Origin of the sequence: Butyrivibrio sp. FCS014, from assembly GCF_000526935.1 — a bacterium.
Classification (GTDB): domain Bacteria; phylum Bacillota; class Clostridia; order Lachnospirales; family Lachnospiraceae; genus Butyrivibrio.
The window spans coordinates 1-24350 of sequence record NZ_JAHA01000019.1 but is presented as its reverse complement, the minus strand read 5'-3'; the positions used below and the strand labels follow the sequence as shown (position 1 = coordinate 24350).

General features: G+C 44.7%; 25 protein-coding genes and 4 pseudogenes. All 29 read left to right on the top strand.

Going from position 1 to position 24350, the window contains the following annotated elements; translation table 11 throughout:
• Positions 1 to 29 precede the first annotated feature (29 nt).
• The 29 genes and pseudogenes from flhA to T456_RS24165 all read left to right on the top strand — a co-directional run bounded on the left by flhA (position 30) and on the right by T456_RS24165 (position 24216).
• Positions 30 to 2087, top strand: coding sequence for a flagellar biosynthesis protein FlhA (gene flhA / locus T456_RS0113290; protein ID WP_035802112.1), 2058 nt, complete (start codon positions 30 to 32; stop codon positions 2085 to 2087).
• A gap of 1 nt (position 2088) precedes the next feature.
• On the top strand, positions 2089 to 2574 hold the full coding sequence (locus tag T456_RS0113285; protein WP_024866510.1) for a hypothetical protein: 486 nt from the start codon (positions 2089 to 2091) through the stop codon (positions 2572 to 2574).
• A 94-nt stretch (positions 2575 to 2668) separates the two neighbouring features.
• Positions 2669 to 4141: an ISLre2 family transposase gene (locus T456_RS0113280; protein WP_024864352.1), complete on the top strand. Its 1473-nt coding sequence runs from the start codon at positions 2669 to 2671 to the stop codon at positions 4139 to 4141.
• A gap of 242 nt (positions 4142 to 4383) precedes the next feature.
• Complete coding sequence (locus tag T456_RS20230; RefSeq protein ID WP_242835985.1) at positions 4384 to 5157, top strand: DEAD/DEAH box helicase family protein; 774 nt, start codon at positions 4384 to 4386, stop codon at positions 5155 to 5157.
• Between the two features lie 17 nt (positions 5158 to 5174).
• Positions 5175 to 6107 (top strand): MinD/ParA family protein, encoded by a 933-nt coding sequence (locus tag T456_RS0113270; RefSeq protein WP_024866429.1) that lies wholly within the window; start codon positions 5175 to 5177, stop codon positions 6105 to 6107.
• A 42-nt stretch (positions 6108 to 6149) separates the two neighbouring features.
• Positions 6150 to 6872: a flagellar brake protein gene (locus T456_RS0113265; RefSeq protein ID WP_024866430.1), complete on the top strand. Its 723-nt coding sequence runs from the start codon at positions 6150 to 6152 to the stop codon at positions 6870 to 6872.
• Positions 6873 to 6874: 2 nt separating this feature from the next.
• Positions 6875 to 7945 (top strand): protein-glutamate methylesterase/protein-glutamine glutaminase, encoded by a 1071-nt coding sequence (locus T456_RS0113260; RefSeq protein WP_081749097.1) that lies wholly within the window; start codon positions 6875 to 6877, stop codon positions 7943 to 7945.
• A gap of 145 nt (positions 7946 to 8090) precedes the next feature.
• A pseudogene (locus T456_RS24175) lies at positions 8091 to 10212 on the top strand (chemotaxis protein CheW).
• Positions 10213 to 10231: 19 nt separating this feature from the next.
• On the top strand, positions 10232 to 10726 hold the full coding sequence (locus tag T456_RS0113250; protein WP_024866433.1) for a chemotaxis protein CheW: 495 nt from the start codon (positions 10232 to 10234) through the stop codon (positions 10724 to 10726).
• A gap of 14 nt (positions 10727 to 10740) precedes the next feature.
• Positions 10741 to 11373: a chemotaxis protein CheC gene (locus tag T456_RS0113245; protein WP_024866434.1), complete on the top strand. Its 633-nt coding sequence runs from the start codon at positions 10741 to 10743 to the stop codon at positions 11371 to 11373.
• Positions 11374 to 11385: 12 nt separating this feature from the next.
• Entirely contained in the window at positions 11386 to 11871 is a 486-nt protein-coding gene (locus T456_RS0113240; RefSeq protein WP_024866435.1) for a chemotaxis protein CheD, read from the top strand.
• The gene (locus T456_RS0113235) at positions 11868 to 12209 is read left to right on the top strand and encodes a hypothetical protein (RefSeq protein ID WP_024866436.1); all 342 of its coding nucleotides are present in this window, start codon (positions 11868 to 11870) and stop codon (positions 12207 to 12209) included. Before T456_RS0113240 ends, T456_RS0113235 begins: the two co-directional genes overlap by 4 nt.
• Positions 12210 to 12236: 27 nt before the next feature.
• Positions 12237 to 13010: a FliA/WhiG family RNA polymerase sigma factor gene (locus T456_RS0113230; RefSeq protein ID WP_024866437.1), complete on the top strand. Its 774-nt coding sequence runs from the start codon at positions 12237 to 12239 to the stop codon at positions 13008 to 13010.
• A gap of 21 nt (positions 13011 to 13031) precedes the next feature.
• The gene (locus tag T456_RS20220) at positions 13032 to 14609 is read left to right on the top strand and encodes a DUF342 domain-containing protein (RefSeq protein ID WP_024866509.1); all 1578 of its coding nucleotides are present in this window, start codon (positions 13032 to 13034) and stop codon (positions 14607 to 14609) included.
• Positions 14610 to 14658: 49 nt separating this feature from the next.
• A complete protein-coding gene (locus T456_RS0113220; RefSeq protein WP_024866508.1) occupies positions 14659 to 15045 on the top strand; it encodes a hypothetical protein in 387 nt (128 codons plus the stop codon).
• A 74-nt stretch (positions 15046 to 15119) separates the two neighbouring features.
• Positions 15120 to 16076: a DUF6115 domain-containing protein gene (locus T456_RS0113215; protein WP_024866507.1), complete on the top strand. Its 957-nt coding sequence runs from the start codon at positions 15120 to 15122 to the stop codon at positions 16074 to 16076.
• Positions 16077 to 16091: 15 nt separating this feature from the next.
• Positions 16092 to 16349, top strand: coding sequence for a hypothetical protein (locus T456_RS0113210; protein WP_024866506.1), 258 nt, complete (start codon positions 16092 to 16094; stop codon positions 16347 to 16349).
• Positions 16285 to 17208: a hypothetical protein gene (locus T456_RS0113205; protein ID WP_197026900.1), complete on the top strand. Its 924-nt coding sequence runs from the start codon at positions 16285 to 16287 to the stop codon at positions 17206 to 17208. The genes T456_RS0113210 and T456_RS0113205 overlap by 65 nt, the downstream gene beginning before the upstream one ends.
• 260 nt (positions 17209 to 17468) lie before the next feature.
• On the top strand, positions 17469 to 18221 hold the full coding sequence (rpsB, locus tag T456_RS0113200) for a 30S ribosomal protein S2 (protein ID WP_024864830.1): 753 nt from the start codon (positions 17469 to 17471) through the stop codon (positions 18219 to 18221).
• A gap of 49 nt (positions 18222 to 18270) precedes the next feature.
• A pseudogene (tsf, locus tag T456_RS24170) lies at positions 18271 to 19228 on the top strand (translation elongation factor Ts).
• Positions 19229 to 19382: 154 nt separating this feature from the next.
• Positions 19383 to 19613 (top strand): hypothetical protein, encoded by a 231-nt coding sequence (locus T456_RS24365; protein ID WP_024866504.1) that lies wholly within the window; start codon positions 19383 to 19385, stop codon positions 19611 to 19613.
• Positions 19614 to 20169: 556 nt separating this feature from the next.
• On the top strand, positions 20170 to 20562 hold the full coding sequence (locus T456_RS23260; RefSeq protein ID WP_242835983.1) for an AAA family ATPase: 393 nt from the start codon (positions 20170 to 20172) through the stop codon (positions 20560 to 20562).
• A 229-nt stretch (positions 20563 to 20791) separates the two neighbouring features.
• Complete coding sequence (locus T456_RS22560; protein ID WP_155838111.1) at positions 20792 to 20965, top strand: hypothetical protein; 174 nt, start codon at positions 20792 to 20794, stop codon at positions 20963 to 20965.
• Positions 20966 to 20978: 13 nt separating this feature from the next.
• Positions 20979 to 21244: pseudogene (gene minE, locus T456_RS24360) on the top strand (cell division topological specificity factor MinE).
• 439 nt (positions 21245 to 21683) lie between these two features.
• Complete coding sequence (locus T456_RS22075; protein ID WP_197026898.1) at positions 21684 to 21821, top strand: P-type ATPase; 138 nt, start codon at positions 21684 to 21686, stop codon at positions 21819 to 21821.
• Between the two features lie 308 nt (positions 21822 to 22129).
• Positions 22130 to 22711, top strand: a complete 582-nt coding sequence (locus tag T456_RS21500) for a hypothetical protein (protein ID WP_024866502.1) — start codon at positions 22130 to 22132, stop codon at positions 22709 to 22711.
• Positions 22659 to 22988, top strand: coding sequence for an HAD family hydrolase (locus tag T456_RS22070; RefSeq protein WP_081749104.1), 330 nt, complete (start codon positions 22659 to 22661; stop codon positions 22986 to 22988). Before T456_RS21500 ends, T456_RS22070 begins: the two co-directional genes overlap by 53 nt.
• 273 nt (positions 22989 to 23261) lie before the next feature.
• On the top strand, positions 23262 to 23648 hold the full coding sequence (locus tag T456_RS21495) for a hypothetical protein (protein ID WP_024866501.1): 387 nt from the start codon (positions 23262 to 23264) through the stop codon (positions 23646 to 23648).
• Positions 23649 to 23767: 119 nt separating this feature from the next.
• Positions 23768 to 24216 (top strand): annotated as a pseudogene (locus T456_RS24165) (MarR family winged helix-turn-helix transcriptional regulator).
• Positions 24217 to 24350 lie beyond the last annotated feature (134 nt).

Genomic DNA, 24350 nt, shown 5'->3' with positions numbered 1-24350 from the left:
AACTGTAATAAACCGAAAGGAGGATAATGATGGATCTTAGTAAGATTAAAGGTCGTGTATTTGATTATGGTCTGGCACTTTACATTGTGGCTGCTGTTGTCATGCTCATTATTCCTCTGCCGGACTGGCTTCTTGACGTTCTTTTGGCTTTTGATATGTCACTTTCCTTTGTGATCATGTTTACGGCCATGTTCGCCACTGAAGTTTTGCAGATGTCTTTTTTCCCGACTGTACTGTTGTTTACCACGATCTTCAGAATTGCGCTGAACGTATCATCTACGAGGCTCATTCTGACACAGGGCAGTGCCGGACAGGTTATTGAGGTATTCGGTTCCTTCGTGGGCGGCGGCGATCTGATCGTCGGAGCCATCATCTATATCATTCTCATCATCGTTCAGCTGATGGTTATCAACAAAGGTTCCGAGCGTGTAGCTGAAGTATCGGCAAGATTTACTTTGGACGCTATGCCCGGTAAGCAGATGGCCATAGACGCGGACCTTAATACCGGCGCCATCACGGATGCCGAAGCCAAGAACCGAAGGGAAAAGATCCAGGAAGAGGCCAGCTTCTTCGGAGCCATGGACGGTGCTACCAAGTACGTAAAGGGAGATGCCACCGCGGGTCTTATCATCACAGCGGTCAACCTTGTTGGCGGTATTGCCATGGGTGTTATCAGACAGGGAATGGATGTTAATACAGCTATTAACACCTTCTCAATCCTGACAATGGGTGACGGACTTGTAAGCTCGATCCCTTCGCTGATGATCTCCATGTCTACCGGTATCCTTGTAACAAAGGGGTCAAAAGAGGCAGATTTCGGACATGCACTTATCGGCCAGCTTTTCGGTACAGCCAAGACTCTTTATCTTGTGGGTGGCGTAGTGGCAGGCCTTGGTATCTTTTCACCTTTGCCGACTATACTTTATGTCACCTTTGGTGCAGCTTTTATTGTTCTTGGAAGGATCACAAGCCAGACCATGGAAGAGGTTGCTGTAGAAGGAGAGGTGGCAACTCCTGAAGAACAGGAGGCTGAAGAGATAAGGCAGCCTGAGAATGTTACGAGCCTTTTGCAGGTGGATCCCATCGAGCTGGAATTTGGATACGGTATTATTCCGCTTGCTGATGTTAACCAGGGCGGTGACCTTCTTGACCGAGTTGTTATGATCAGACGTCAGGTGGCTCTGGAGCTTGGAACTGTAGTTCCCATTATCAGATTGCGTGATAATATTCAGTTGAATCCCAATCAATATATCATTAAAATTAAGGGTATACAGGTCAGTGACGGAGAGATTCTCTTTGACCACTACATGGCCATGAATCCCGGACATGTTGAGGAGGAAATCACAGGTATTCCTACAGTGGAGCCTTCATTCCATCTTCCCGCAACATGGATCACGGAGGGGCAGAGGGAGAGAGCGGAAAGCCTTGGCTATACCGTTGTAGATCCACCTTCGATCATTGCCACACACCTTACGGAGATCATCAGGGAGCATATCGCAGAGCTCCTTACAAGGCAGGATGTTCAGAACCTTGTGGACAACTTAAGGGAGAACAATCCGGCACTGGTGGACGAGCTTGTGCCTAAGCTCATGAGTCTTGGTGAGATTGAGAAGGTTCTCCAGAATCTCCTCAGTGAGGGAATATCCATCAGAGACCTTGTTACCATATTTGAGACCCTGGCTGACTTTGCACCTTCAACCCATGATCCGGATATTTTAACGGAGTATGTACGGCAGAGCCTTAAGAGAGCCATATCCAATAAGTACTTCATTCCCGGCGAGACTACCAGCGTAGTGACCCTGGATCCCAAGATAGAGCAGGAGATCATGAGCAGTATCAAGCAGACAGAGACCGGAGCATATCTGACTCTGGATCCCGCAAGGACCAAGTCCATTCTCACGGCTGTCGGGGAGCAGGTAAGAAAGCTGGAGGATTCCGGAAGAATGGCCATCATCATGGCATCCCCTATTGTGAGGATGTATTTCAAGAAGATGACCCAGGATTATTACAAAGATCTTATTGTAATATCCTACAATGAAGTAGAACCGACTATCGAATTACAATCTGTGGGGATGGTAACTGCATAGTATGATTATCAAAAAGTATGTTGGAAAAACTGAGAGTGAGGCTACGGAAGAAGCCAAGAGGGAGCTGGGACAAAACATTGTGGTAATGAATGTTCGCCCGGCTAAAAAAAGTGGATTCTTTTCTTTCTTCCAGGCACAGAAGATTGAGGTGACCGTTGCTCTTGAGGAGGAATCGGAAAAGCCCGTAAGGACATATTCTCCGGACAAGAACGCCAGGCCTGTGGGGAGAAACAGTGCGTTGTCGGATTCGGGGCAGAGAGATACAATCATAGCTTCCAGTAACGGGAGTGCCCTCAAACCCGCGGCGGATGTCAAGGATGATAACAGCGCCATTGAAGAGAAGCTGGATAATCTCTCAAATCTTCTGGAAAAGAGCTTTTTAAAAACCGAGAAAGAGGAACCAAAGACCTATGAAAAAGCTGCAGCAGAGCCTGAGGAGCCTGTGACAAAGGCTGCACCTTCACCGGATATATCCGAGCTAGCGTAAAGTTTTTGTAGGATTAATTGAAAAAGGGGATTTCCTTCGTGATATAGTTATTTACGGTGTCCAAGCCAAAATAACCAAACGGAGGAGTCCCCTTGTGTTAAATAGTATACAGCATTTTATTGAGAATGGAGTACCAAATCTTCAGAAGGCATCAAAAGATTTTTCAGAGGATCCGAGAGACTTTGCAGGTTTCATATACAAGGTCAGGAATGAAGCGCTTCAGATGGCGTTGGATTACATTTCTGAAACCCTTACAACCTGCAACCAGATATTAAAAGACAGTCCTGTGAGAAAGGAAAGATGGGAAGTGGTAAGGACTGACGAGAAGTCTCTTATCACCTCAATTGGAAAGGTTATGTTTTCCAAGACACTGTTTAAGAACAAGGTGACTGGAGAACGCAGATATCTACTGGATGACATGCTTTCATTTGACCCTCATGAAAGGATGTCAGAAGATGCCATAGCACAGCTCTTATCAGAGAGCGTTCAGACCTCTTATCGTAAAGGTGGACAAGCAGCAAGCATCCTTGATGAGGTCAGCAAAGAGACTGTAAAGGATAAGATACATGCTCTCGAGTTCCCCAAGGAACAGAAAAGAAGAGGCAGAAAACGCAAGGTTGAGTATCTGTATATAGAGGCTGATGAAGATCATGTGTCGCTTCAGTTCCAGAAGGAAAAGGGGGATCTCCAGGTCAACCAGTATGGAAGAAAACTCAATGGAATGATAAACAAGCTTATCTATGTTCATGAGGGCATTGAAAAGGATGCTCCCAAGAGTACAAGACATCACCTTGTTAATGCCCATTTCTTCTGTGGTTCTTATGAAGGCAAAGCAAACAGTGAACTCTGGGATGAAGTCTACACATATATTGACAACAACTATGACATAAGCAGCATAAAGAGGATATACCTAGGAGCAGATGGTGGAGCCTGGATTAAGGCTGGGGGAAAAAGGATAAGTGGCATCACATATGTGATGGACGAGTTCCACCTCAAAAAATACCTGATAAAGATGACAAACCATTTGATGGATAGTGCTGATGATGCCAGAAAGCTTCTCTGTGAAATGATCAAGGATGGAAGTAAGGAAGATTTCCTGTCTGTGGTAGATATGCTTGAATATCATGCCTCAAACGACAAGGAAATGAAACGTGTGCAAGAAGGCGCTGATTATATACTTGATAACTGGTCTGCAGCCAAGACAAGGCTTAGATACAGGAGGATTCCTGGATGTAGTACTGAAGGTCATGTCAGTCATGTCCTGTCAAAAAGAATGAGCATGACTCCAATGGGCTGGAGTCGAAAAGGCGCTGATAAGATGGCAAGACTCAGTGCCTATACATGGAACAAAAGGGATATGCTGGAACTTGTGCGTTACCAGAAGACAGTAATGCCTAAGGCTGCTGGGGCAGAAGAAGTAGAGACTGTAGTAGCGCATGTAAGAGAAAAACAGTATTCCCATCCGGCGTGGGGAAAGTATGTCGATAGCATACAGGTAGAGCTTAGTTCAGAGCTGAAGAAGTGGATGAGCATCGGAATGCATAACTACATCTGGAAACTGTTCTAAAAGGAAGCCAGAGGCTGACGCCTCTGCCTTTGAATAAAGTGCGCCAGAGCGCACACCTATCCTTGATCTGCTTGACTACAGACCAAGGATTAGAATGACAGCCTTGAACTGTCCTCCAACCAGGCGCTATAATGAGTAAGGTTTGAACATCTGAACTGATCACAGGGGCAATCTACCCTTTCGAATCCTACAGTAAATTTACGCCGTCTATATCCGAGGAGACACTCTCCTTTATCAAATTATTGTATAATACTCTTATAGAGAATGAAGTAGATGAGATATACGTAAATCAGCTCACGGACGAGGTGGAGAAGATCAGTAAACCCGGTCTTCCCTTTGATTATGCTCTTGCCAATGTCTACCAGAAAATGGTTCTGAAGTTCGGCAAATCAGAGCCCATTGACATTAATGCGGAAGGACCCAGAGCTGAGATATTCATCGGACCAACCGGAGTCGGCAAGACAACCACAATAGCCAAGCTGGCAACGGAACTTCGTATCAATCAGAAAAAGAAAGTAGCTCTTTTGACTGTGGATACATACCGTATTGCTGCGGCAGAGCAGCTTCGCACCTATGCGTCCATACTTGAGATCCCCTTCAGGGTTATCTATTCGGTGGAGGAGATGAGACAGGCAGCGGAAGATTTCAAGGACTATGATTTTATCATGGTAGATACTGCCGGACATTCTCTTCACAACGAGGAACTTAAGCAGGGCGTGGAATCGTTCATACGTACTCTCGAGGATGTGATGGAATGCGAGAATTATCTTGTGCTTTCAGCCACAACCAAGTACAGGGATCTTATTGAAATAGCAGATGCTTACTCCGAGATGGTGGCCTACAAGCTCATCTTTACCAAGATGGACGAGACGGGAGCCAAGGGCAATCTCTACAACATCAGGATACATACAGGGGCTCCGATCGCATATATCACAAACGGTCAGAATGTACCTGATGACATCGCTGTCTTTGATGCACAGCGCATAGTCAAGAATTTATTGGGTGGAAAGAGTTAATTGTTGGGTAATCTTATATGGATCAGGCTACACAGTTAAGAAATATAATCAAAAACTCCGGCATGCCTCAAAGGCCTCTTGCCAGGATCATTACGGTGACCAGCGGCAAGGGCGGCGTCGGCAAATCCAATGTAGCCATTAACCTGGCTGTACAGTTCAGGAAGATGGGCAAAAGAGTCATCATTCTCGATGCGGACTTTGGACTGGCCAACATAGAGATCATGTTCGGAACTATACCGAAGCACAATTTAAGCGATCTGATTTATCAGGGCAAGAATATAAAGGATATCATCACCTGGGGGCCTGAAGGCATAGGCTTTATTTCAGGAGGATCCGGCATTTCCGGAATGTACAACTTAAGCAGGGATTATCTCGTTTATATTATTGTCAACCTGGCAGAGCTTGATGCGATTGCGGATATAATAATAGTTGACACGGGAGCCGGAATTTCAAGCGCGGTTATGGAGTTCCTTGTGGCAAGCGGTGAGATCATTCTGGTGACTACACCGGAGCCGACTTCCATCACCGATTCATATTCGCTGCTTAAGGCTCTCAATCAGTCTCCGAGGTTTTCCAGGGAGAATACCAAAGTCAAGGTGGTGTCAAACAGGGTTTCATCTGATGACGAGGGACAGCAGCTCTTTAACAAGCTCAACGCAGTTGTCGCCCGCTATCTGAAACTGCCGCTTACATACATGGGGGCTATCCCGCAGGACCAGATGCTTGCAAGGAGTGTTATGCAGCAGTCGCCGGTTTCTTTGCAATATCCCAATGCCAAGTCTGTAAGAGCCTTTGAGAATATTGCAAACCAGCTCATGAATCCGGGAGATGTTACAGAAGTCAAGCAGAGGGGAATGGCGGCATTCTTTTCCCATATCATCACCGGAAGGAAGCTCAGCAGCACGCAGATTCCTTCCAATCAATCGACTTCACCGGCAGCACCAAATTAGGGTATAATATTATTATATTAATGATTGGAGATAACTTATTACATGCTCACTGACTATATTTCACCAGGCAACAGAGTGGAACTGAAGGCTACGGGCAAGATATGGATGGATGAGGATGTACGGACCAAGCACATCTATATGAGCAAGATAATGGATGTGACTTCAGACGACAGGATTGAGATCTTGATGCCCTTTGAGAGGGGGAAGATAGTTCTTTTACCTGTTGATGGTGAGTACAGCCTTTGCTTCTACAGCACGAGAGGGCTTTTTCAGTGCTTTGCCAAGATTGTCGACAGATACCGAAGCGACAACATGTATATTCTGGTTCTGGATCTGACAAGTGAACTACAGAAACTGCAAAGGCGAGAGTACTACAGATTCAGCTGTGCTTTGGAGTTAAAATCCAGAATGTGCTCTAAGGAGGAGCTTGAGGCTTTCGAGAAGAACAGGAAATATCTTGTTGAGCCGGGGGACAATCTCCAAAAGAGCGTTGTTGTAGACATCAGCGGCGGCGGTCTTCGATTTGTGGCTAATTTCAAATACGAAGAGGGAAGCACGATATACTGTGCATACCATCTGCCGGGAACTGCCTACCCCAAAGAGTATGAGATGATCTGTAACGTGTTGAAGGTACAGGAACTGGAGAGCAGGCCGGGACTTTTTGAGCACCGCATTCAGTACGTGTACATTGAGGAAACCTCCAGAGAAGATATCATTCATTTTATCTTTGAGGAAGAACGAAAAATCAGAAAGAAGCAGACTTAATTATGAAAAAAATTCTTATTATTGATGACTCTGCACTCATGAGAACTGTATTAAGTGATATTATTAATGCAGATTCAAGATTCCAGGTGGTTGACAAGGCCAAAGACGGAATTGAGGGATTGGAACTTCTTAAAAAGAATACCTATGACGCTGTAGTTCTTGACATCAACATGCCTCGTATGGACGGTATAACGATGCTCAAAGAGGTACAGAGACTCAAGATCAGAGCCAAGATCATGATGGCCAGCACCGATACCAAGGAAGGTGCAAAGGTTACCATGGATGCGCTCGATCTGGGAGCTCTTGACTTTGTGCACAAGCCTGACAGAGCTTCCGAGTGCAGGGGTGAGGACTTTGCAAAGCAGTTTATCAACACGTTGGCTGCTGTGGCAAACAGTAAGGCACCTACCGCACCCAAGGCATTCTCTTTTGAAGAAGCCAAGGAATCCCGCAAGGTTATCGAGCTGGTTACCAAATCTGCCAGCAAGATTACCGGTAATAAGATCGTTGCCATTGCCAGTTCAACAGGAGGTCCCAGAGCACTTCAGTCAGTTATTCCGAAGCTGCCTAAGAACCTCAAGACTCCGGTAGTTCTGGTACAGCATATGCCTGAAGGATTTACGGCATCTCTTGCAGAGAGACTTGATTCTCTGTCAGAGGTACACGTAAAAGAGGCAGCTGAAGGCGATGTTCTTCAGGCCGGAACAGTTTACATCTCCAGGGGCGGCAAACATATGCATGTAGTGAAGAGCGGCGGTAAGAGCACTATCCACTATGTGGACGGCCCCACAAGAGAGGGTGTAAGGCCCTGTGCAAATTATATGTACGAGTCCCTCATGGATTCCGATTACGACGAGATCTGTTGTGTCGTACTTACCGGAATGGGAGCGGACGGTACCGAAGGAATCAGGAATCTGAAATCTAAGAAAAAAGTACATGTTATCGGTCAGGAGGAAAGTACCTGCACCGTATACGGAATGCCCAAAGCAGTTGCAACAGCTGGACTTGTTGATCAGGTTGTAAAGCTTGAGAATGTAGCCCAGGAAATCATAATGAATGTCGGCGTGAATTGAGGGTTTTCATTACTTTTTAATTTTTCTTTTATCTTATGTTTCTAAATTCCTCCATTCAGAATGCCGATATTATGTTCAAAAGTATGCGCAATTACGTGCTAAGCTTTTGAAATCTATCACATTTCTATATGGAGGTAAATAGGTTATGGATGTTTCCCAGTATCTAAGTGTCTTTCTCGATGAAGCCAAGGAGCACCTTCAGTCACTTAATGACAACATTATGACTCTGGAGCAGGATCCCGAGAACGAGGATTGTATCAACGAGATCTTCAGATCTGCCCATTCCATGAAGGGTATGGCTGGAACAATGGGCTATACAAGGATGCAGAACCTTACCCACGATATGGAGGATGTATTCTCCGATGTTCGTGGCGGCAAGATCAAGATCAAATCCGCGGATATTGATGTTCTCCTGCAGTGTCTTGATGCTATTCAGGGATATGTAGACAACATCACTGAGAATCAGGACGAGGGTACTGATGAACACCAGAACATCATAAAAGCTCTTGCAGATATCAGGAATGGTACAAGCGGCGGCGATGCCGCTGCAGCTCCTGCTGCCGATGCAGCTCCCGCAGCTGAAGCAGCACCTGCATCTGATGCTCCCGCCGGCGCAGACGGAACAACAGATTACAGAGCTATCAAACTCGATCCATCAGTTAAATCCACATTGGAAGAAGCTGCTTCTCAGGGCAAGAAGATTTACGGCGTGACCGTACATATTCAGGAGTCCTGTATTCTTAAGGCAGCAAGAGGCTTCCTTGTATTCAAAGGCCTGGAAGAAATTGGTGAGATCGCAGTATCGGATCCCTCAACTCAGGATATTGAAGACGAAAAATTTGAATATAGCTTCAGCCTTGTTGTGATTACAGATGAATCCAAAGAAAAGGTCGAAGAGATTGTTAAGGCCGTTTCGGAAGTTGAAGGCTGTGAATGCGGAGAATTTGACTTAAGCGGTGCCAAGAGCACTGAAGATAAGGAAGAAGCTCCCGCACCTGAACCTGCAGCAGAACCCGCTAAGGCAGCGGCACCTGCACCTGCTCCCGCAGCTGCTCAGGCACCTGCACCCGCAGCGGCAGCCGGCGGAGCCGGAGGCAAGAAGCCTGTCGGAAAGCCTGTTGTTAACAGAACAGTTCGTGTTGATATAGAGAAACTGGATGTTCTCATGAACCTGGTAAGTGAGCTTATCATTGCGAAGAACTCACTTATTTCCGCAGCCAACACTTCAGGCGTAAGCAACGTAAATGAACAGATTGAGTACCTTGAGAGTGTAACCACAAAACCTTCATGAATCTGTCATGAAAGTTCGAATGGTTCCTATTGAGAGCGTACTTCAGAAATTCCCTCGTATGATCCGTGATCTTAACAAGACACTGGGCAAGAAGATGGAACTGACCATGACCGGTGAAGAGACAGAAATGGACCGTACAGTGGTTGATGAGATCGGTGATCCTCTGATGCACCTTATAAGAAACAGTGCCGACCATGGTATTGAGTCAGCTGAACTTCGTGCACAGCGTGGCAAACCCGATGTAGGACAGATTTTCCTTCACGCTTTCCAGGATGGCAACAGCGTTGTTATCGAGGTTGGTGATGACGGTAACGGTATCGATGCAGAAGCAGTTAAGAATAAGGCTATTGAAAAGGGCGTAGTTACTCCCGAGCAGGCAGCTCTTCTTACAGAGAAGCAGTGCGTTGAGCTCTTGTTCCATCCCGGATTCTCTACTGCAAAGCAGGTATCTGAAATTTCCGGAAGAGGTGTAGGCCTTGACGTTGTTAAGTCAAAGGTAGAATCACTTTCCGGTGAAGTAACGGTTAGAACAAAGCTTGGAGAGGGCTCCACATGGGTTATCAGACTTCCTCTTACACTGGCTATCATCCAGGCTCTCATGGTTATCATCGGCGAAGAGAAATATGCTATTCCTCTTGATTCCATCCAGAGTATCGAAGATGTAACACCTTCAGATCTTAAGCTGGTTGAGAACAGGGAAGTTATCAATCTTCGTGGAAGCGTAACTCCTATCATAAGGCTCAATGAAGTCCTTGATACAGAATCCACAAAATCTCCCGATGAGGACATGGTTGTGGTTATCGCCAGAAAGGGCGATCAGCAGGTTGGACTTGTTATCGACGAATTGATGGGACAGCAGGAAATAGTTATCAAGCCTCTTGGCAAGTACACTGCTAAATGTAAGTTTATCAGCGGCGCTACTATCCTTGGAGACGGCGAGATTGCTCTTATCCTTGATACCAATTCAATAATCTAAAGAAAGGGAGATTATCGATATGAATGAGCTGAGAGATAATAAGGAAAGCGGAGAACTTATCCAGTATATAGTTATTAAGATTGATGATGAGCAGTATGGCATCAACATCAAATTCATCGATAATATTGTAAGAATGCAGCAGATCACCAGAGTTCCCAAGGTTGACGATTACTTAAAGGGAGTTATCAATATCCGTGGTGAGATCGTTCCTGTAATGAGCGTAAGAATGAAGATGGGACTTGCTGAAGATGAGATCACCGGCAAGAGCAGGATCATCATTCTTAAGACCGGTGAAGGAGATCTTGTGGGCATTATTGTAGATCAGGTTAATCAGGTTCTTACTCTTGATTCCAACAATATTGAGAAGGTACGTTACGACGACAAGAAGGGCAAAGCCAATGCGTCATTCGTAAACGGTGTCGGACATTACGACGGCGGCCTCGTTTCTATTCTTGATCTGGACGCTGTTGTGGCTGAGAAGGAAGTAAAAGAGAAGGCTTCTAACGCAGGCTGATTGGAGGATTGAATATGGGAGAAATGAGTCTGGATAATTTATCCAGCCAGTACTTTGATGTGCTCAAGGAGCTGGGCAATATCGGAGCCGGTAATGCCACTACAGCCTTGGCGCAGATGATTGGAACAAAGGTTGATATGTCTGTTCCTCAGGTACGACTTCTTGACTTCAAGGATGTCGGGGATATGATGGGCGGAGCAGAGAAGATAATGGCAGGCATTTATCTTGCAGTGGAGGGAGATATAGACGGAAGTATCATGTTCCTTCTTGGCAAGCAGGCTGCAAGACATCTCGTGGATAAGCTTATGGGAACAGGCGCCAAACCTGAAGACCAGGAATTTGATGAGGTTGAAATGTCAGCCTTAAAGGAAGTAGGTAATATCATCACCGGATCCTATCTGAATTCACTTTCGATGATGACAAACCTTAAGCTTGTTCCTTCGGTTCCTTATGTGGCCATTGATATGGCAGCTGCCATCCTTAGCGTACCGGCTATCCAGTTCGGAATGATGGGCGACAAGATACTCCTGATTGAGACTCAGTTCTTTGATGAACTTAAGCTTAGCGGATATTTCATTCTTTTGCCTGATATGGATGGTTACAAAAAGATTCTGTCATCTCTCGGAATGGGAGACATTGATGTTTAATGAGGGAAATATATGAGCCAAATTATTAAGGTTGGTATGGCCGATCTGAATATTTGTGTCAGCCCTGACGGAATCACTACACTGGGACTTGGTTCCTGTGTGGGAATTGCTGTGAGAGACCCTGTTACCAAGATAGGCGGCCTGGCACATATCATGCTACCTGATTCAACCGAGATAAAAAATAATTCTAATATCCCCAAGTTTGCCGATACGGGCATAGAAGAGCTCATAAAGCAGATAGTTGCAAAAGGAGCCAGCAGATCAAGGCTTGTGGCCAAGATCGCAGGCGGAGCTCAGATGTTTGCTTTTCAGTCAAGCAATAACGCTATGCGTGTCGGCGACAGAAATGTTCAGGCCACGCTTAAAAAGCTCAAGGAGATGAACATTCCGGTTTTGGCACAGGATACCGGAGATTCTTACGGAAGGACAGTTATTTTTTATCCCGAGAACGGTAATTTTGTTATCAGAGCTGTAGGAAAGCCTGAGAAGACCATATGAATACCGATATTGAACAGATTAAAAAAGTTAATACAAAACTGATCACACCGCTGATAGTGCTTGGATGTACAGCGATCATAGCTCTTTTCACTTACTTTAAGCACTATCCGGTACGTGATTGGTTTATTATTGTTTTTGCATCCGTTGTGGTGTTCCTTATCATCGGACTTATCATTGAGAAGATGATAAACAGGTTCCTCGATGTGAATTACGAGAAAGCCATGGCCGAAAAAGCTGAGGCTGAAAGACTTGAGGAAGAGGCAAGGGCCGCAATGGAAGCCGAGGGTGGTGAAGATGTAACCTCTGTGGATGACCAGAATATTACATCTGACTTCTAGAAAAAATATTGACCGGGGAAAAGATGCATGGACGAGGCAGGCAGAAATAAATTATGGACTGAATATAATAAGACCAAGTCAGCTGATATCAGGGAGAAGCTGATACTTGAGTATGCTCCTCTGGTAAAACTGGTTGCCGGAAGGCTTAGTATGTACCTTGGATTTAACGTGGAATACGATGATCTTGTAGGCTATGGTATCTTTGGACTTATTGATGCCATAGATAAATTCGATCTTATGAAAGACGTTAAATTTGAGACATATGCGAGTCTTAGGATCCGCGGAGCTATTCTGGATCAGATAAGGAAAATGGACTGGATTCCCCGTACCATCAGACAACGTCAGAAGAAAATCGATGCGGCTATCAGAGAGATAGAAAGAGATGGCGGCCACGTTGCCACCGATGCCGAGATCGCTGCAAAAATGGAGATCAGCGAAGATGAGTATCAGAACTGGCAGAACCAGATGAAAGTCACCGGCGTTGTTTCTTTGAACGAGTTTATGGATCAGGGTTCAGACATTACCGATGATTCCAATAATCACAGTTCTTCATTCGTAAAGCCCGAGGAGGCGGTTGAGAAGGAAGAGCTTAAGAAGATGCTGGCTGAGTCTCTTGAACTTCTGACTGACAAGGAGAAGAAAGTCATACTGCTTTATTATTATGAAGAACTGACACTTAAGGAGATAAGCGAAGTTCTTGAGGTTTCTGAGTCCAGAATTTCTCAGCTTCACACCAGGGCTCTTCAGAAGATGAGGGAGAAACTCGGCAAATATCTAGGGATACTCACAAATTCAAGATAATATGGTTGCGGGGTAAAAAGAATGAATGGTTATTTTCAACTGGTGATCACGCCAAAAGGCACCGGCATCAAAGTGTTTGCACCGACAGATGGCGGGGACCCGCTAAACGTCAACGATGTCAGAGACTATCTTGACGATCGGAAAATTCAATACGACGTAGTTGTAATCAATGACGCTGTGACAAAAGCAGACGAAAGTGTCGTTCTCTTTAATGACGCTCAGATTCTTCCTGAACGTGAGGCTTGTAAGTTCGACATTTCTCAGGACCGCATGACTGTCACAGCATTTTTTTACCCGCCATCAAACGGAGCGGAGCTGATGACTGAGAATGAGGTCCTTAGCAGTCTCGCTTACAGAAAAGTTAATTATGGCATCAACAAAGATGTTATACATAACTTTTTTGAACACAGGCAGTACTGTAAAACGCTTGTTGTCGCTCAGGGAAAACCTGTTGTCCAGGGCCGGGATGCGAAAGTTGAGCTTCATTTCAATGCAAATCTCAGGGCAAAGCCTACCCTTAAAGAGGACGGAAGTGTTGACTATTTCCATTTGAATCTTATTAACAATGTGGAAGCCGGACAGCTTCTGGCTACTCTGCATCCCGAAAAGCCGGGAGAACCCGGTATAAATGTTCACGGCGAGAACATCAAGCCTCATGCCGTGAAATCCGCTTTTATAAAATACGGCAAAAACACGGTCCTTTCCGAAGATAAGCTTACACTTACAGCAGGAAAGTCAGGCCACGTTACCATAAAAGAAGGCAAGATCACCGTATCAGATGTTCTTGTACTTGAGAATGTCGATGTTTCCACAGGTAATATCGAATACGAAGGCAGCGTTGAAGTAAAGGGTGTCATAGCTTCTAATTTCAGCGTAAAGGCCGGAGGAAATATTGTTGTAAAAGGAATCGTAGAAGGGGCTACACTTGATGCCGGGGCAGATGTTATACTTGAATGCGGAGCCAAGGCAGGCGGCAATATAAAAGCCGGCGGAAATGTTGTCACCAAGTTCATTGAGAACGCCACCATAATGGCCAAAGGCAGTATCACCAGCGAATGTATACTTCATTCGACGGTGGCCTCGGGAACAGAGATAACCGTTACCGGAAGAAGAGGCTTCATAGCAGGCGGTAAGGTTACTGCAGCAGATAAGATAAGGGCAAAGGTGCTGGGGTCTGAGATGGGAGCCAATACTATTATCGAAGTCGGTGCAGATCCGCAGCTTAAGATCCGGTTAAAAGAGCTGCAGAAGAACATCCAGACAGCCAGCAAAAATATAGATAGTATAAAGCCCACCATCGATGGTTTTACCAAGATGCTTAAGGCCGGCGCCAAGTTCACTCCTGACCAGGTTGCCAATGCCAAGAAGCTTATAGAGATGAACAAAACCCTTACGCAGCAGATTGAGCAGGATTCCGCAGAATATTCGGAGCTCATGGCAAAGCTGGCAGAGTCCAAGGAAGCTGAAGTTATTGTTGAGGGGACAGCATATCCCGGGACGACTGTCAACATAGGGGAGCTTTCCATGATAGTAAAAAAGCCTGTTCAATACAGTAAGTTTGTTATAAACTCGGGAGATGTACGGACTGCACCTATATGATAAAGGCTCGCAGGCCGATATATAAAGGGAGAGAGGAGGTGTATGAGCGATGTCCATAACCAGAATTGATTTTGGCGTAATGGCTACGTCAACGGATGTAACCAGCATTAAAGCTGCAGAGGAAGCCAGACCCCTTGCGGATCAGCACAACTTCCAGACTCAGTTCAACAATGAGGTTGAGAATCAACAGCATCAGGTCAACACCAAGAATGATATCTCACAGGACGGGATGAACGCTGATGCGGAAGACAAGGGCTCTAATGAGTACATGGGAGACGGAGGCAAAAATCGTCGTAGAAACCAGGGGGACGACGACGAGGTTGTTGAGCGTCAGCTGACCACAGAGCAGATGGAAAAAATAGCAGATAACATGAGGGACAGGAATGGGAAACCTGTGGACCTTCATCTGTCATCGGGGTTTGATTTGAAGATTTAACGGTTCTATATTATAATAAAGAAACGTGTTTTTTTAAAACGCGACTCTTTTGTTGGGATTTTTTGGGCGGAGTTATGATAAGTATCACAGAGATTGTTCTCATCGTCGCAGGATTCGCTGCGATAATATTGGGTTACCTTCTTCCTGCCGGTAAAGAAATGGATGAAGAAGAAAAGATGCTCATGGAAAAAGAAATTCGTGAGCTTGTTAGACGTGAGGTCGAGGATCAGAAGGAAACCATCGAAAATATGGTCGACGATACCGTTGACAATACTCTGGACAGGACAGAGAGAGCAATGGAGCGCATCTCCAATGAGAAGATGTCAGCCATCGGCGAGTACTCTGATACCGTTATCAATGATATCCACAAAAATCATGATGAAGTCATGTTCATGTATGACATGCTCAATGACAAGCACAAAAATCTTACGTCTGTTGTCTCCGAAGTCTCAAGAAAGACTGATGAAGCCAAGCAGGCTGTTCTTGATGCCCAGGCTACAGCCAAGGAGGCAAAAGAGGCATCTAATCTTCGGGCAGTGTATATTGATGAAGCTGAGGATAAACTCAGTGGAATCCATATTCCATATAAAGAAAAGAACGATCAGGCTGACGCCGATGCACCGGCTCCTGTTAATTCACAGCCCCAGCCTGAGGGCAGCATAGAGAGCGGTTACGTCGATGAGAAGAACCTTAAGGAACTTGAAGTTCTTGAGGAGATTCCGGCTGAGATCCTGAATGCGGAGGATTTAAACGGACTCCATATTATTGGAGGAAAGGGCGACACAGAGCAGCAATCCGATTCAAAGGTGATTCCCATTAAGGAAGCAGTCAGAGTTCAGGGCAAGGCCAAAAATCCTGACACATCCATGGAGGAACTTACAGCCAATGATCCCGCTTCCCAGAACAGACAGATCCTTGAGATGCACAAGCAGGGCAAATCAAATATGGTCATTGCCAGAGAACTTGGCCTTGGAATAGGTGAAGTGAAACTGGTTATCGATCTTTCAAACAAACACAGAAAAGTAAGATAAAGGAAAAGATATTTAATGAAACTAAAGTATTATCTTCGCGGTATGGGAATCGGCATAATTCTCACCGCTATCGTCATGGGCTTTGCCCTTGGTGGCAGGAAGACCACCATTAGTGATGCCGAGGTTATCAGAAGAGCCAAGGAGCTCGGAATGATAGAGGCCGGAACCGGCACACTTTCTCAGAACAGCAAAGAGGCAGGGAATAGTAATGAAAAAACAGATACATCTTCATCCGATACGCCATTGGGTCAAGCAGGAGAAAAAAATACCTGAGGAAGTCGACCAAACAGTCACTTCGCCAGATCAACCTTCTTCTGGCGTGGCTGGAGAAGCGCAAGAAGGAGAAGGTACGGATGCAGAAGAGGGAGAATCTCAGAGTGAAAGCTCAGGCGATGATGCTCAGGGTGCAGCAGAAGGACAGGTAAAGACTACCGATGTAGCTTCTGCCAAGGATACGGGTTCCGGGACATCAACCGGGAAGTCAGCCTCCGCATCAAGTGAGACATCAACCGGGAAGTCAACCGGTTCTTCAACTGAGACATCAACCGGGAAGTCAACCGGTTCTTCAACTGAAACATCGACCGGGAAGTCATCCGGTGGTAATTCTACAGAGACGGTAACCGGTACTTCCAGCGGTACTTCGGCAGAAACTGCGACAGGCACTTCCACAGATACTGCATCCTCCGGAAAAAACTCTTCGACGAAAGGAAGCGATACAAGTACAGGTAAGACTTCTGCGTCAGGCAATACATCCGGAAGCTCTTCATCAGAAAGCACTTCATCCGGTAATTCCGGTACTTCAACAGGAACAAGTACCTCATCGGAATCCGGGACAGGAACGGGAACCGGTACAAACGTATCGACAGGAACAGAGACATCTCAAGGTTCAAGCTCATCATCAGGTTCGCAGTCATCTACTCAGACAGCATCCGGAAAGAGTGTTACAATCCCCGGCGGACTTGGCTCTGAAGCGGTGGCAGCCATCCTTGAAAGAGAAGGACTTATCGACAACGCAAGCTCTTTTAACAGATATCTTGTTGAACAGCATATAGACAGAATAATTCGTTCGGGAGTAAAGACAATTCCCGAGGGCGCAAGCTACGAACAGGTTGCAAATATAATCACGAAATAAGACATTACCGTAAAAATGTGGATAATGTCTTATTTTTTTGTTGATTTATCAAAATCCGTATGATAATATATAAAAGCTGTGGGCTTATAGGGCTGTTTATGCCCATTTAAGGCTATGGCAGTAACAAATACACACGTACATCCGATTCTTTTTCCGGTGTCGGCATTGTCGATCAGAAGAGGAGCCTGCCTGACAGGAGACGCACTGCAGGAGTAGCGGGCACAAGGTGTACGGAAGATTAACCAAACGGAGGTATCAAAATGAGCGTTGTATCAATGAAACAGTTACTTGAAGCAGGTGTACATTTCGGACACCAGACCAGAAGATGGAACCCTAAAATGGCTCCTTACATCTTCACAGAGAGAAACGGAATCCACATCATCGACCTTCAGAAGTCAGTTGTTAAGGTTGACGAGGCTTACAAGGCAGTATTCGAGATTGCACAGCAGGGTGGAACAATCCTTTTCGTAGGTACCAAGAAGCAGGCTCAGGACGCAGTTAAGACTGAGGCAGAGCGTTGCGGAATGTACTATGTTAACGAGAGATGGCTTGGCGGAATGCTTACAAACTTCAAGACAATCCAGTCAAGAATCGACAGAATGAAGAAGATCGAGAAGATGCAGGAAGACGGAACTTTTGATGTTCTTCCCAAGAAGGAAGTAGCTCAGCTTAAGAAGGAGCTTTCAAAGCTTCAGGCTAACCTTGGCGGAATCAGAGACATGAAGAGAATTCCCGATGCTATCTTTGTAGTAGATCCTAAGAAGGAGAGAATCTGCATCCAGGAGGCTGAGTCACTTGGAATCACTCTTATCGGTATCGGCGACACAAACTGCGATCCCGAGGAGCTTGACTTCATCATCCCCGGTAACGATGATGCTATCAGAGCAGTAAAGCTTATCGTTGGTAAGATGGCAGATGCTGTTATCGAGGCTAACCAGGGTGCTGAGGCTGATGTTGCAGCTGAGCAGTCTGCAGAGGAAGAGGCTACTGCAGAAGAGACAGTTGAGGCTTGATCTGATCTTTTGAATTTTAATAAACACACATCTTACGGAGGATAGATAAATGGCTATTACAGCAGCAATGGTTAAAGAGTTACGTGAGTCTACAGGCGCCGGCATGATGGAGTGCAAGAAGGCTCTTTACAGAGACTAACGGAGATATGGATGCAGCCGTAGAGTACCTTAGAAAGAACGGTATCATGAAGGCTGAGAAGAAGGCCAGCAGAATCGCTGCAGAGGGTCTTACAAGAATCGCAGTAAAAGGATGACAAGACAGCAGCTGTTGTTGAGGTTAACTCAGAGACAGACTTCGTTGCTCAGAACGAGAAGTTCCAGGCATTTGTTGAGGCTGTTGCTAAGCAGGCAGTTGAGTCTGATTCCAAGGATCTTGATTCCTTTATGGCTGAGAAGTGGATCGAGGACGGTTCCAAGACTGTTAACGATGCACTTGTTGAGATCACAGCAGTTATTTCTGAGAAGCTTTCAATCAGACGTTTTCGAGAAGGTTGTAGCTGAGAACGGTAATCGTAGTTCCTTACGTTCACGGCGGCGGAAGAATCTCAGTTCTTGTTGAGGCTGATACAGATGTTGTAAACGATGAGATCAAGGATGCAGTTAAGAATGTAGCTATGCAGGTTGCAGCTCTTAATCCCAAGTTCATTTCTTCTGAGGATATTTCAGAGGATTACAGAAACCATGAGAAGGAGATCCTCCTTGCTCAGGCTATGAAGGAGAACGAGGAGCTTCCTGAAGGAAAGAGAAAACCTCAGGAGATCATCGAGAAGATGCTTATCGGTCGTCTTAACAAAGAGTTCAAGGAGATCTGCCTCAATGAGCAGGTTTACGTTAAGGCTGAAGATGGTAAGCAGACTGTAGCTCAGTACTTGCACAGGTTGGCAAGAAACAACGGCGCAAATATTAAGATCAAGAAGATCGTTCGTTTCGAGACCGGTGAGGGTATCGAGAAGAAGAACGAGAACTTTGCTGAGGAAGTTGCTAAGCAGGCTGGTACACTTAAATAATATCTGATTTTAATCGGAGCCTCGGGACTATCCCGGGGCTCCATTTTTTTGTAATAAAAAACATCCATTATTTATGTATTTTGTCGGTTTTAATTTTAGAGGCAAATAGCATATACTTGTATATGGTGTGTTCAGGAAAGACCGAACATACAAGATGTATGAAAAAAGGGTGGGTGATCTTAGTTGGAAGCCAAATGTCACTATCAAGGGGACCAAGTCAGGGATAATTCTGGTCTTGGATCCGTCTGTTCCTTTCAATGATCTCAAACAGAAGGTTGCGGAGAAATTCGCGGGAAGCATTCTTCTTTTCTTGGGCAAACATGATATGGGACTTATATTTAGAGGAAGGTTCCTGTCAGATGTGGAAGCCGATGGAGATAGTTAGGATCATTGAGGATAATTCCAATCTTCACATATCTGTATTATTGATGAGCAGTCTGAGAAGGAGGAACTTATCAGGCTTGGAGTACTTCGCAGTAACGGAGAACTTCGGATGCTCCGAAAGCTTCACAGGATAACGACCTTTGCTGACGGAGATGCTGTTATTTACAGAGGCAATTTGCGATCCGGTCAGGATTTTAAGAGCGACAAGAGCATTATTAGTTCTAGGAGATGTTAAAACCGGGAGGAAATGTTGTCTCCAAGGGCAGTATATTTATTCTCGGAGAGCTGAGAGGTAAATGCCTTTGCCGGATGTGAAGGCGACAACGATTCAGTCATAATGGCACTTAAGCTTGCTCCTATTCAGGTCAGGATCGGGGATGCAATCGCGATATCTCCTGATGCTGAAAAAGGGTGCCAGGATCAAAAACCAAGAAGAAATTTCCTTGGAACGATAAGATGGCAGAAGTAGCTTATATAGAGAATGGTCATATTGTTAAGACATCGTATGACACTTCATTTTTTAAGAAGATTTTACAGTATTTTAAACGGAGGAAAGTATGGGAGAAGTAATAGTTATCACATCAGGTAAGGGCGGAGTTGGTAAAACCACAACAACGGCCAATATCGGTACCGGCCTTGCCAAATTAAACAAAAAAGTAGTTCTTATTGATACGGATATAGGCCTTAGAAACCTTGACGTTTGGTTATGGGTCTTGAGAACCGTATCGTCTACAACATCGTTGATGTTATCGAGGAGAACTGTAAATTTAAGACAGGCTCTTATTAAAGACAAGAGATATGACACACTGTTTCTTTTGCCTGCTGCTCAGACCAGGGACAAGCACAGCGTACACCCTGAGCAGATGAAGAAACTTACAGAGGAACTTAAGGAAGAGTTTGACTACATCATTCTCGACTGTCCTGGCAGGAATCGAGCAGGGCTTCCTTAATTGCCATTGCAGGTGCTGACAGAGCAATTGTTGTAACTACACCTGAAGTATCTGCAGTACGTTGATGCTGACAGGCATCATCGGTCTTCTTTGAGGCGAAAGAGATCAAGAATCACCAGCTTTTGTAAAACAGACTTTCGTCCTGACCTCTCTCAAGGGAGCGACCATGATGTCTGCAGACGACGTTTGTGGAGATTCTGGCTGTTGAACATCATTGGTCAGGTTCCCGATGATGAGAACATTGTCATTTGCCCACAATAACGGTGAGCGCTGGTTGGAGATTAATTCCTTTGCGGACAGGCCTTACATGATATTTGCGCAGAGTTTACCGGTGAGAACGTTTCCTTTCCTGGATCTTGAAGCCAGAAAGGGACTGTTTGGCTGGCTCTCAAGGAAGAGATAAGGAGAATTTGATTATGAAAATATCTGATATTTTTAAGGAAAAATCCTTCCAGCGATGTGGCAAAGACAGACTTAAACACTGGTCCTTGTATCTGACAGAGCAACATGTTCACCTGATATCATGCAGAAGATCCGCAGCGATATCATAGAAGTTCTGTCGCAATATGCAGAGATCGATATGGAATACTAGATATCAATATTACCCAGACTGGACACTGAGGATAATACGGGTAAGACTGTTCCTGCACTTTATGCAAATATACCTATCACAGAACGATGATCATACTTCTAAGTGATTATGGATAATAAGATAATGGGTCCTTTCCTCTGAAAAAAGCCAAAGAGCTTTATAATCAGGAAGGGCAATGTACAATTGAAAATATCGTTAAGACAACGGTCAGATCATTAAAGAGAAACATCTTCACCATTACTTTAACCTGATCTTCTTTTCATGGCTATATTGCTTATCATATCCGGCGCTTTTATTCGCTGGACTTTTTTGCCTGTTATCATATGTAATGCGCTGATCGGAATATTTCAGGGGATAAGAGCAAGAAGATACTTTGATGATTCTTAAGGTCCTGAATTCCAGTCTACCGTTACTGCGATACGTGACGGTAAGGAGAAGATAGTTTGCGATAGATAAGCTTGTTTCTCGGGGATGTGATAGTTCTTTCTGCGGGGAAGTTCAGATCTGTGCGATGCAGAGGTCATTAGCGGTGAAGTTAACGGTCAATGAGGCGCTTCTTACCGGTGAAGCTGATGAGATTGTAAAGACAGCCGGTTCATCACTTATGTCCGGAAGCTTTGTTGTGTCCGGAAAATGTCTTGCAAAGGCTCACAAAGGTGGGACATGAGTCATATATTTCCCAGCTTATGTTAAGAGCCAAGAAGATGCCTTCTTCTGAACAGAGTGAAATGGTTAAATCCATTAACAGGATTGTAGCCTTTGCCGGACTTATCATTATTCCTATCGGGAATCTGCCTTTTTTGTACAAAGCTTTTATATCCAGGGTAATTCTTTTTCGAGAGTGTTCCTTCAATGGTGGCAGCCGTTATTCGGAATGATCCCGGAGGGATTATATCTTTTACTTAGTATTACTCTCGGACTTAGTACCATAAGACTGGCAAGGCAGAGGGTTATGCTTCACGATATGAGAAGTATTTGAAGCTCTTGCCAGAGTTGATACCATATGCGTCGACAAGACAGGTTACCATAACCGATAACAGCATGCTTGTAGCCGATGCTGTACTGCCGGACGGAACCAAGGACGGGGAGGAATTCCCGAGAGTGGTGGATATTGTTGCGGAATATATTAGCTGTATCCCTGATGAGAATATCACCATGAGAGCTCTTGAAAGACTATTTCCCTTAAGGAGCAGCCTTGGAAGCGTTTCTTTCCATCCCTTCACATCCAAGTACAAGTACAGTTCTGTACAGTTTAGAATGCTACATATGTCCTGGGCGCGCCGGAATATGTTTCTTACGGACAAATATCCTGCGTATAAGGAGATAATAGACAGTTATGCTGCAAAGGGACTGAGAGTCCTTTGCTTTGCAAGATATTTCGGAGGAGCTGACGGAACGCAGGCAGTGGAGGCCACTTCCGAAAGTACTTCGATTCCTGCACCGGAAGGGTACCTTGACGGGGCCAATACGGTTCCCATGATGTTTATCCTTTTGCCAGAACCCGATCAGAGAATCAGCACTCGAAACCTTTGCATTTTTCAAAAAGCAGAATGTTAATGTTAAGGTTATATCCGGTGATAATGCTCTGACAGTATCGGAAGTTGCTAAAAATGCAGGAATTGATAATGCCGACAGGTATGTTGATGCGACAACTCTGATGGATGAGGATATTCCCCATGCTGTCAGGAAGTATACCGTTTTTGGAAGAGTGACACCGGATCAGAAGCAGAAGATTGTAAGAGCCCTTAAGGCAGATGGACATTACCGTTGCCATGGACGGGAGGACGGTGTTAACGATATACTGGCCATGAAGGATGCTGGACTGCTCCCATAGCAATGGCTGCCGGTTCCGAGCTGCAGTTCAGGCTGGCCCAGGTAGTTCTTATGGACAGCGACTTTTCCAAGATGCCGATGATTAGTGGCAGAGGGGCAGAAGGAATATCAATAATATAGAAAGAACTGCGACTCTGTTCCTGGTAAAGAACCATTTTCTCGCTGCTTTTAGCTTTGTTCTCCATTATCAATGTGGTAACATATCCTTTGCAGCCGTCACAGATAACCATGATAAAGTCTTTTTAACATTGGAATTCCCGGATTCTTCCTTGCGATGGAGCCCAATAACAAGAGGATAGAAGGACATTTCCTTGTTAAGGTGCTTCTAAAGGCCATGGCCGCAGCTCTGACGGATTTCCTGGCTATTGCAGCCCTGGTTATTTTTGGCAATACCTTTGGAGTGAAGGCATCCGATGTTTCAGTTGCCGCCACCTTCCTTCTTGCAATAGTGGGATTCATTATCCTTGCCAATATCTGTATGCCTCTTAACAAATACAGGTTGAGAGTAATACTTGGATGCGTTGTTGGTATCGTGGTTGCAGCATTTATTTTTAATGATCTTTTTTCTATATCATATGTTTCGATTGAATGTGTTATGTTGTTTGTGCTGTTTGCAATAGCGACAGAACCGTTTATGAGATACTTAAACTATGCTGTTTAGCTATATCGAAAGTAGATTTCAGATAGAATTAACTAAAAAAGGTTTAAAAAATTAATTGTGCGCATTCGCAAATTTGTGATATAATTAAATAGTATAAAATTTATTCTTGGAGGTTTTACATGAGTGCAAAAGAGGAAAAATACGAAACTTTAAAACTTGGGAATCAGCTTTGCTTTCCCGCTTTATGCCTTGTTCAAAGGGGAGATCATCAGAAAGTATAAGCCATATCTTGATGAGATTGATCTGACTTATACCCAGTATATTACTATGATGGTGCTTTGGGAGCAGAAGTCACTCAATGTAAAAAACCTTAGGGGAGAAACTGTACCTTGATTCAGGTACACTTACTCCTGTCCTTAAAAAGCTTGAATCCAAGGGCTATATAACAAGAGAGAGATCCAATGAGGATGAGCGTAATCTTCTGGTTACCATCACCGAAGAGGGAGAGCAGCTTAGAGAGCGCGCTCTTTCTATTCCTCCTGCAATGGGCTCATGTGTTAAACTGTCCCCTGAAGAATCAGAGCTTCTCTACAATCTTTTATATAAGATTATTGGAAATGTAAGATAATCTTTATTGTTTTTTCAACTTATAGAAATATAATGATAATCGGTCATTTGTGCGTTTTATTTTCTTTTTGTCTTAACAAGTCAAAAAATTAACAAAAACGCACATTCTTTATGGAGGTTTTTATGAGTTCTGAG

What these genes read in the sequence shown, in the direction of transcription:
- flhA (WP_035802112.1), top strand. Translation starts at nt 30, where the DNA reads ATGGATCTTAGTAAGATTAAAGGTCGTGTATTTGATTATGGTCTGGCA.
- T456_RS0113285 (WP_024866510.1), top strand. Translation starts at nt 2,089, where the DNA reads ATGATTATCAAAAAGTATGTTGGAAAAACTGAGAGTGAGGCTACGGAA.
- T456_RS0113270 (WP_024866429.1), top strand. Translation starts at nt 5,175, where the DNA reads ATGGATCAGGCTACACAGTTAAGAAATATAATCAAAAACTCCGGCATG.
- T456_RS0113265 (WP_024866430.1), top strand. Translation starts at nt 6,150, where the DNA reads ATGCTCACTGACTATATTTCACCAGGCAACAGAGTGGAACTGAAGGCT.
- T456_RS0113260 (WP_081749097.1), top strand. Translation starts at nt 6,875, where the DNA reads ATGAAAAAAATTCTTATTATTGATGACTCTGCACTCATGAGAACTGTA.
- T456_RS0113250 (WP_024866433.1), top strand. Translation starts at nt 10,232, where the DNA reads ATGAATGAGCTGAGAGATAATAAGGAAAGCGGAGAACTTATCCAGTAT.
- T456_RS0113245 (WP_024866434.1), top strand. Translation starts at nt 10,741, where the DNA reads ATGGGAGAAATGAGTCTGGATAATTTATCCAGCCAGTACTTTGATGTG.
- T456_RS0113240 (WP_024866435.1), top strand. Translation starts at nt 11,386, where the DNA reads ATGAGCCAAATTATTAAGGTTGGTATGGCCGATCTGAATATTTGTGTC.
- T456_RS0113235 (WP_024866436.1), top strand. Translation starts at nt 11,868, where the DNA reads ATGAATACCGATATTGAACAGATTAAAAAAGTTAATACAAAACTGATC.
- T456_RS0113230 (WP_024866437.1), top strand. Translation starts at nt 12,237, where the DNA reads ATGGACGAGGCAGGCAGAAATAAATTATGGACTGAATATAATAAGACC.
- T456_RS20220 (WP_024866509.1), top strand. Translation starts at nt 13,032, where the DNA reads ATGAATGGTTATTTTCAACTGGTGATCACGCCAAAAGGCACCGGCATC.
- T456_RS0113220 (WP_024866508.1), top strand. Translation starts at nt 14,659, where the DNA reads ATGTCCATAACCAGAATTGATTTTGGCGTAATGGCTACGTCAACGGAT.
- T456_RS0113215 (WP_024866507.1), top strand. Translation starts at nt 15,120, where the DNA reads ATGATAAGTATCACAGAGATTGTTCTCATCGTCGCAGGATTCGCTGCG.
- T456_RS0113210 (WP_024866506.1), top strand. Translation starts at nt 16,092, where the DNA reads ATGAAACTAAAGTATTATCTTCGCGGTATGGGAATCGGCATAATTCTC.
- T456_RS0113205 (WP_197026900.1), top strand. Translation starts at nt 16,285, where the DNA reads ATGAAAAAACAGATACATCTTCATCCGATACGCCATTGGGTCAAGCAG.
- rpsB (WP_024864830.1), top strand. Translation starts at nt 17,469, where the DNA reads ATGAGCGTTGTATCAATGAAACAGTTACTTGAAGCAGGTGTACATTTC.
- T456_RS24365 (WP_024866504.1), top strand. Translation starts at nt 19,383, where the DNA reads ATGTATGAAAAAAGGGTGGGTGATCTTAGTTGGAAGCCAAATGTCACT.
- T456_RS23260 (WP_242835983.1), top strand. Translation starts at nt 20,170, where the DNA reads ATGGGAGAAGTAATAGTTATCACATCAGGTAAGGGCGGAGTTGGTAAA.
- T456_RS22560 (WP_155838111.1), top strand. Translation starts at nt 20,792, where the DNA reads ATGATGAGAACATTGTCATTTGCCCACAATAACGGTGAGCGCTGGTTG.
- T456_RS21495 (WP_024866501.1), top strand. Translation starts at nt 23,262, where the DNA reads ATGGAGCCCAATAACAAGAGGATAGAAGGACATTTCCTTGTTAAGGTG.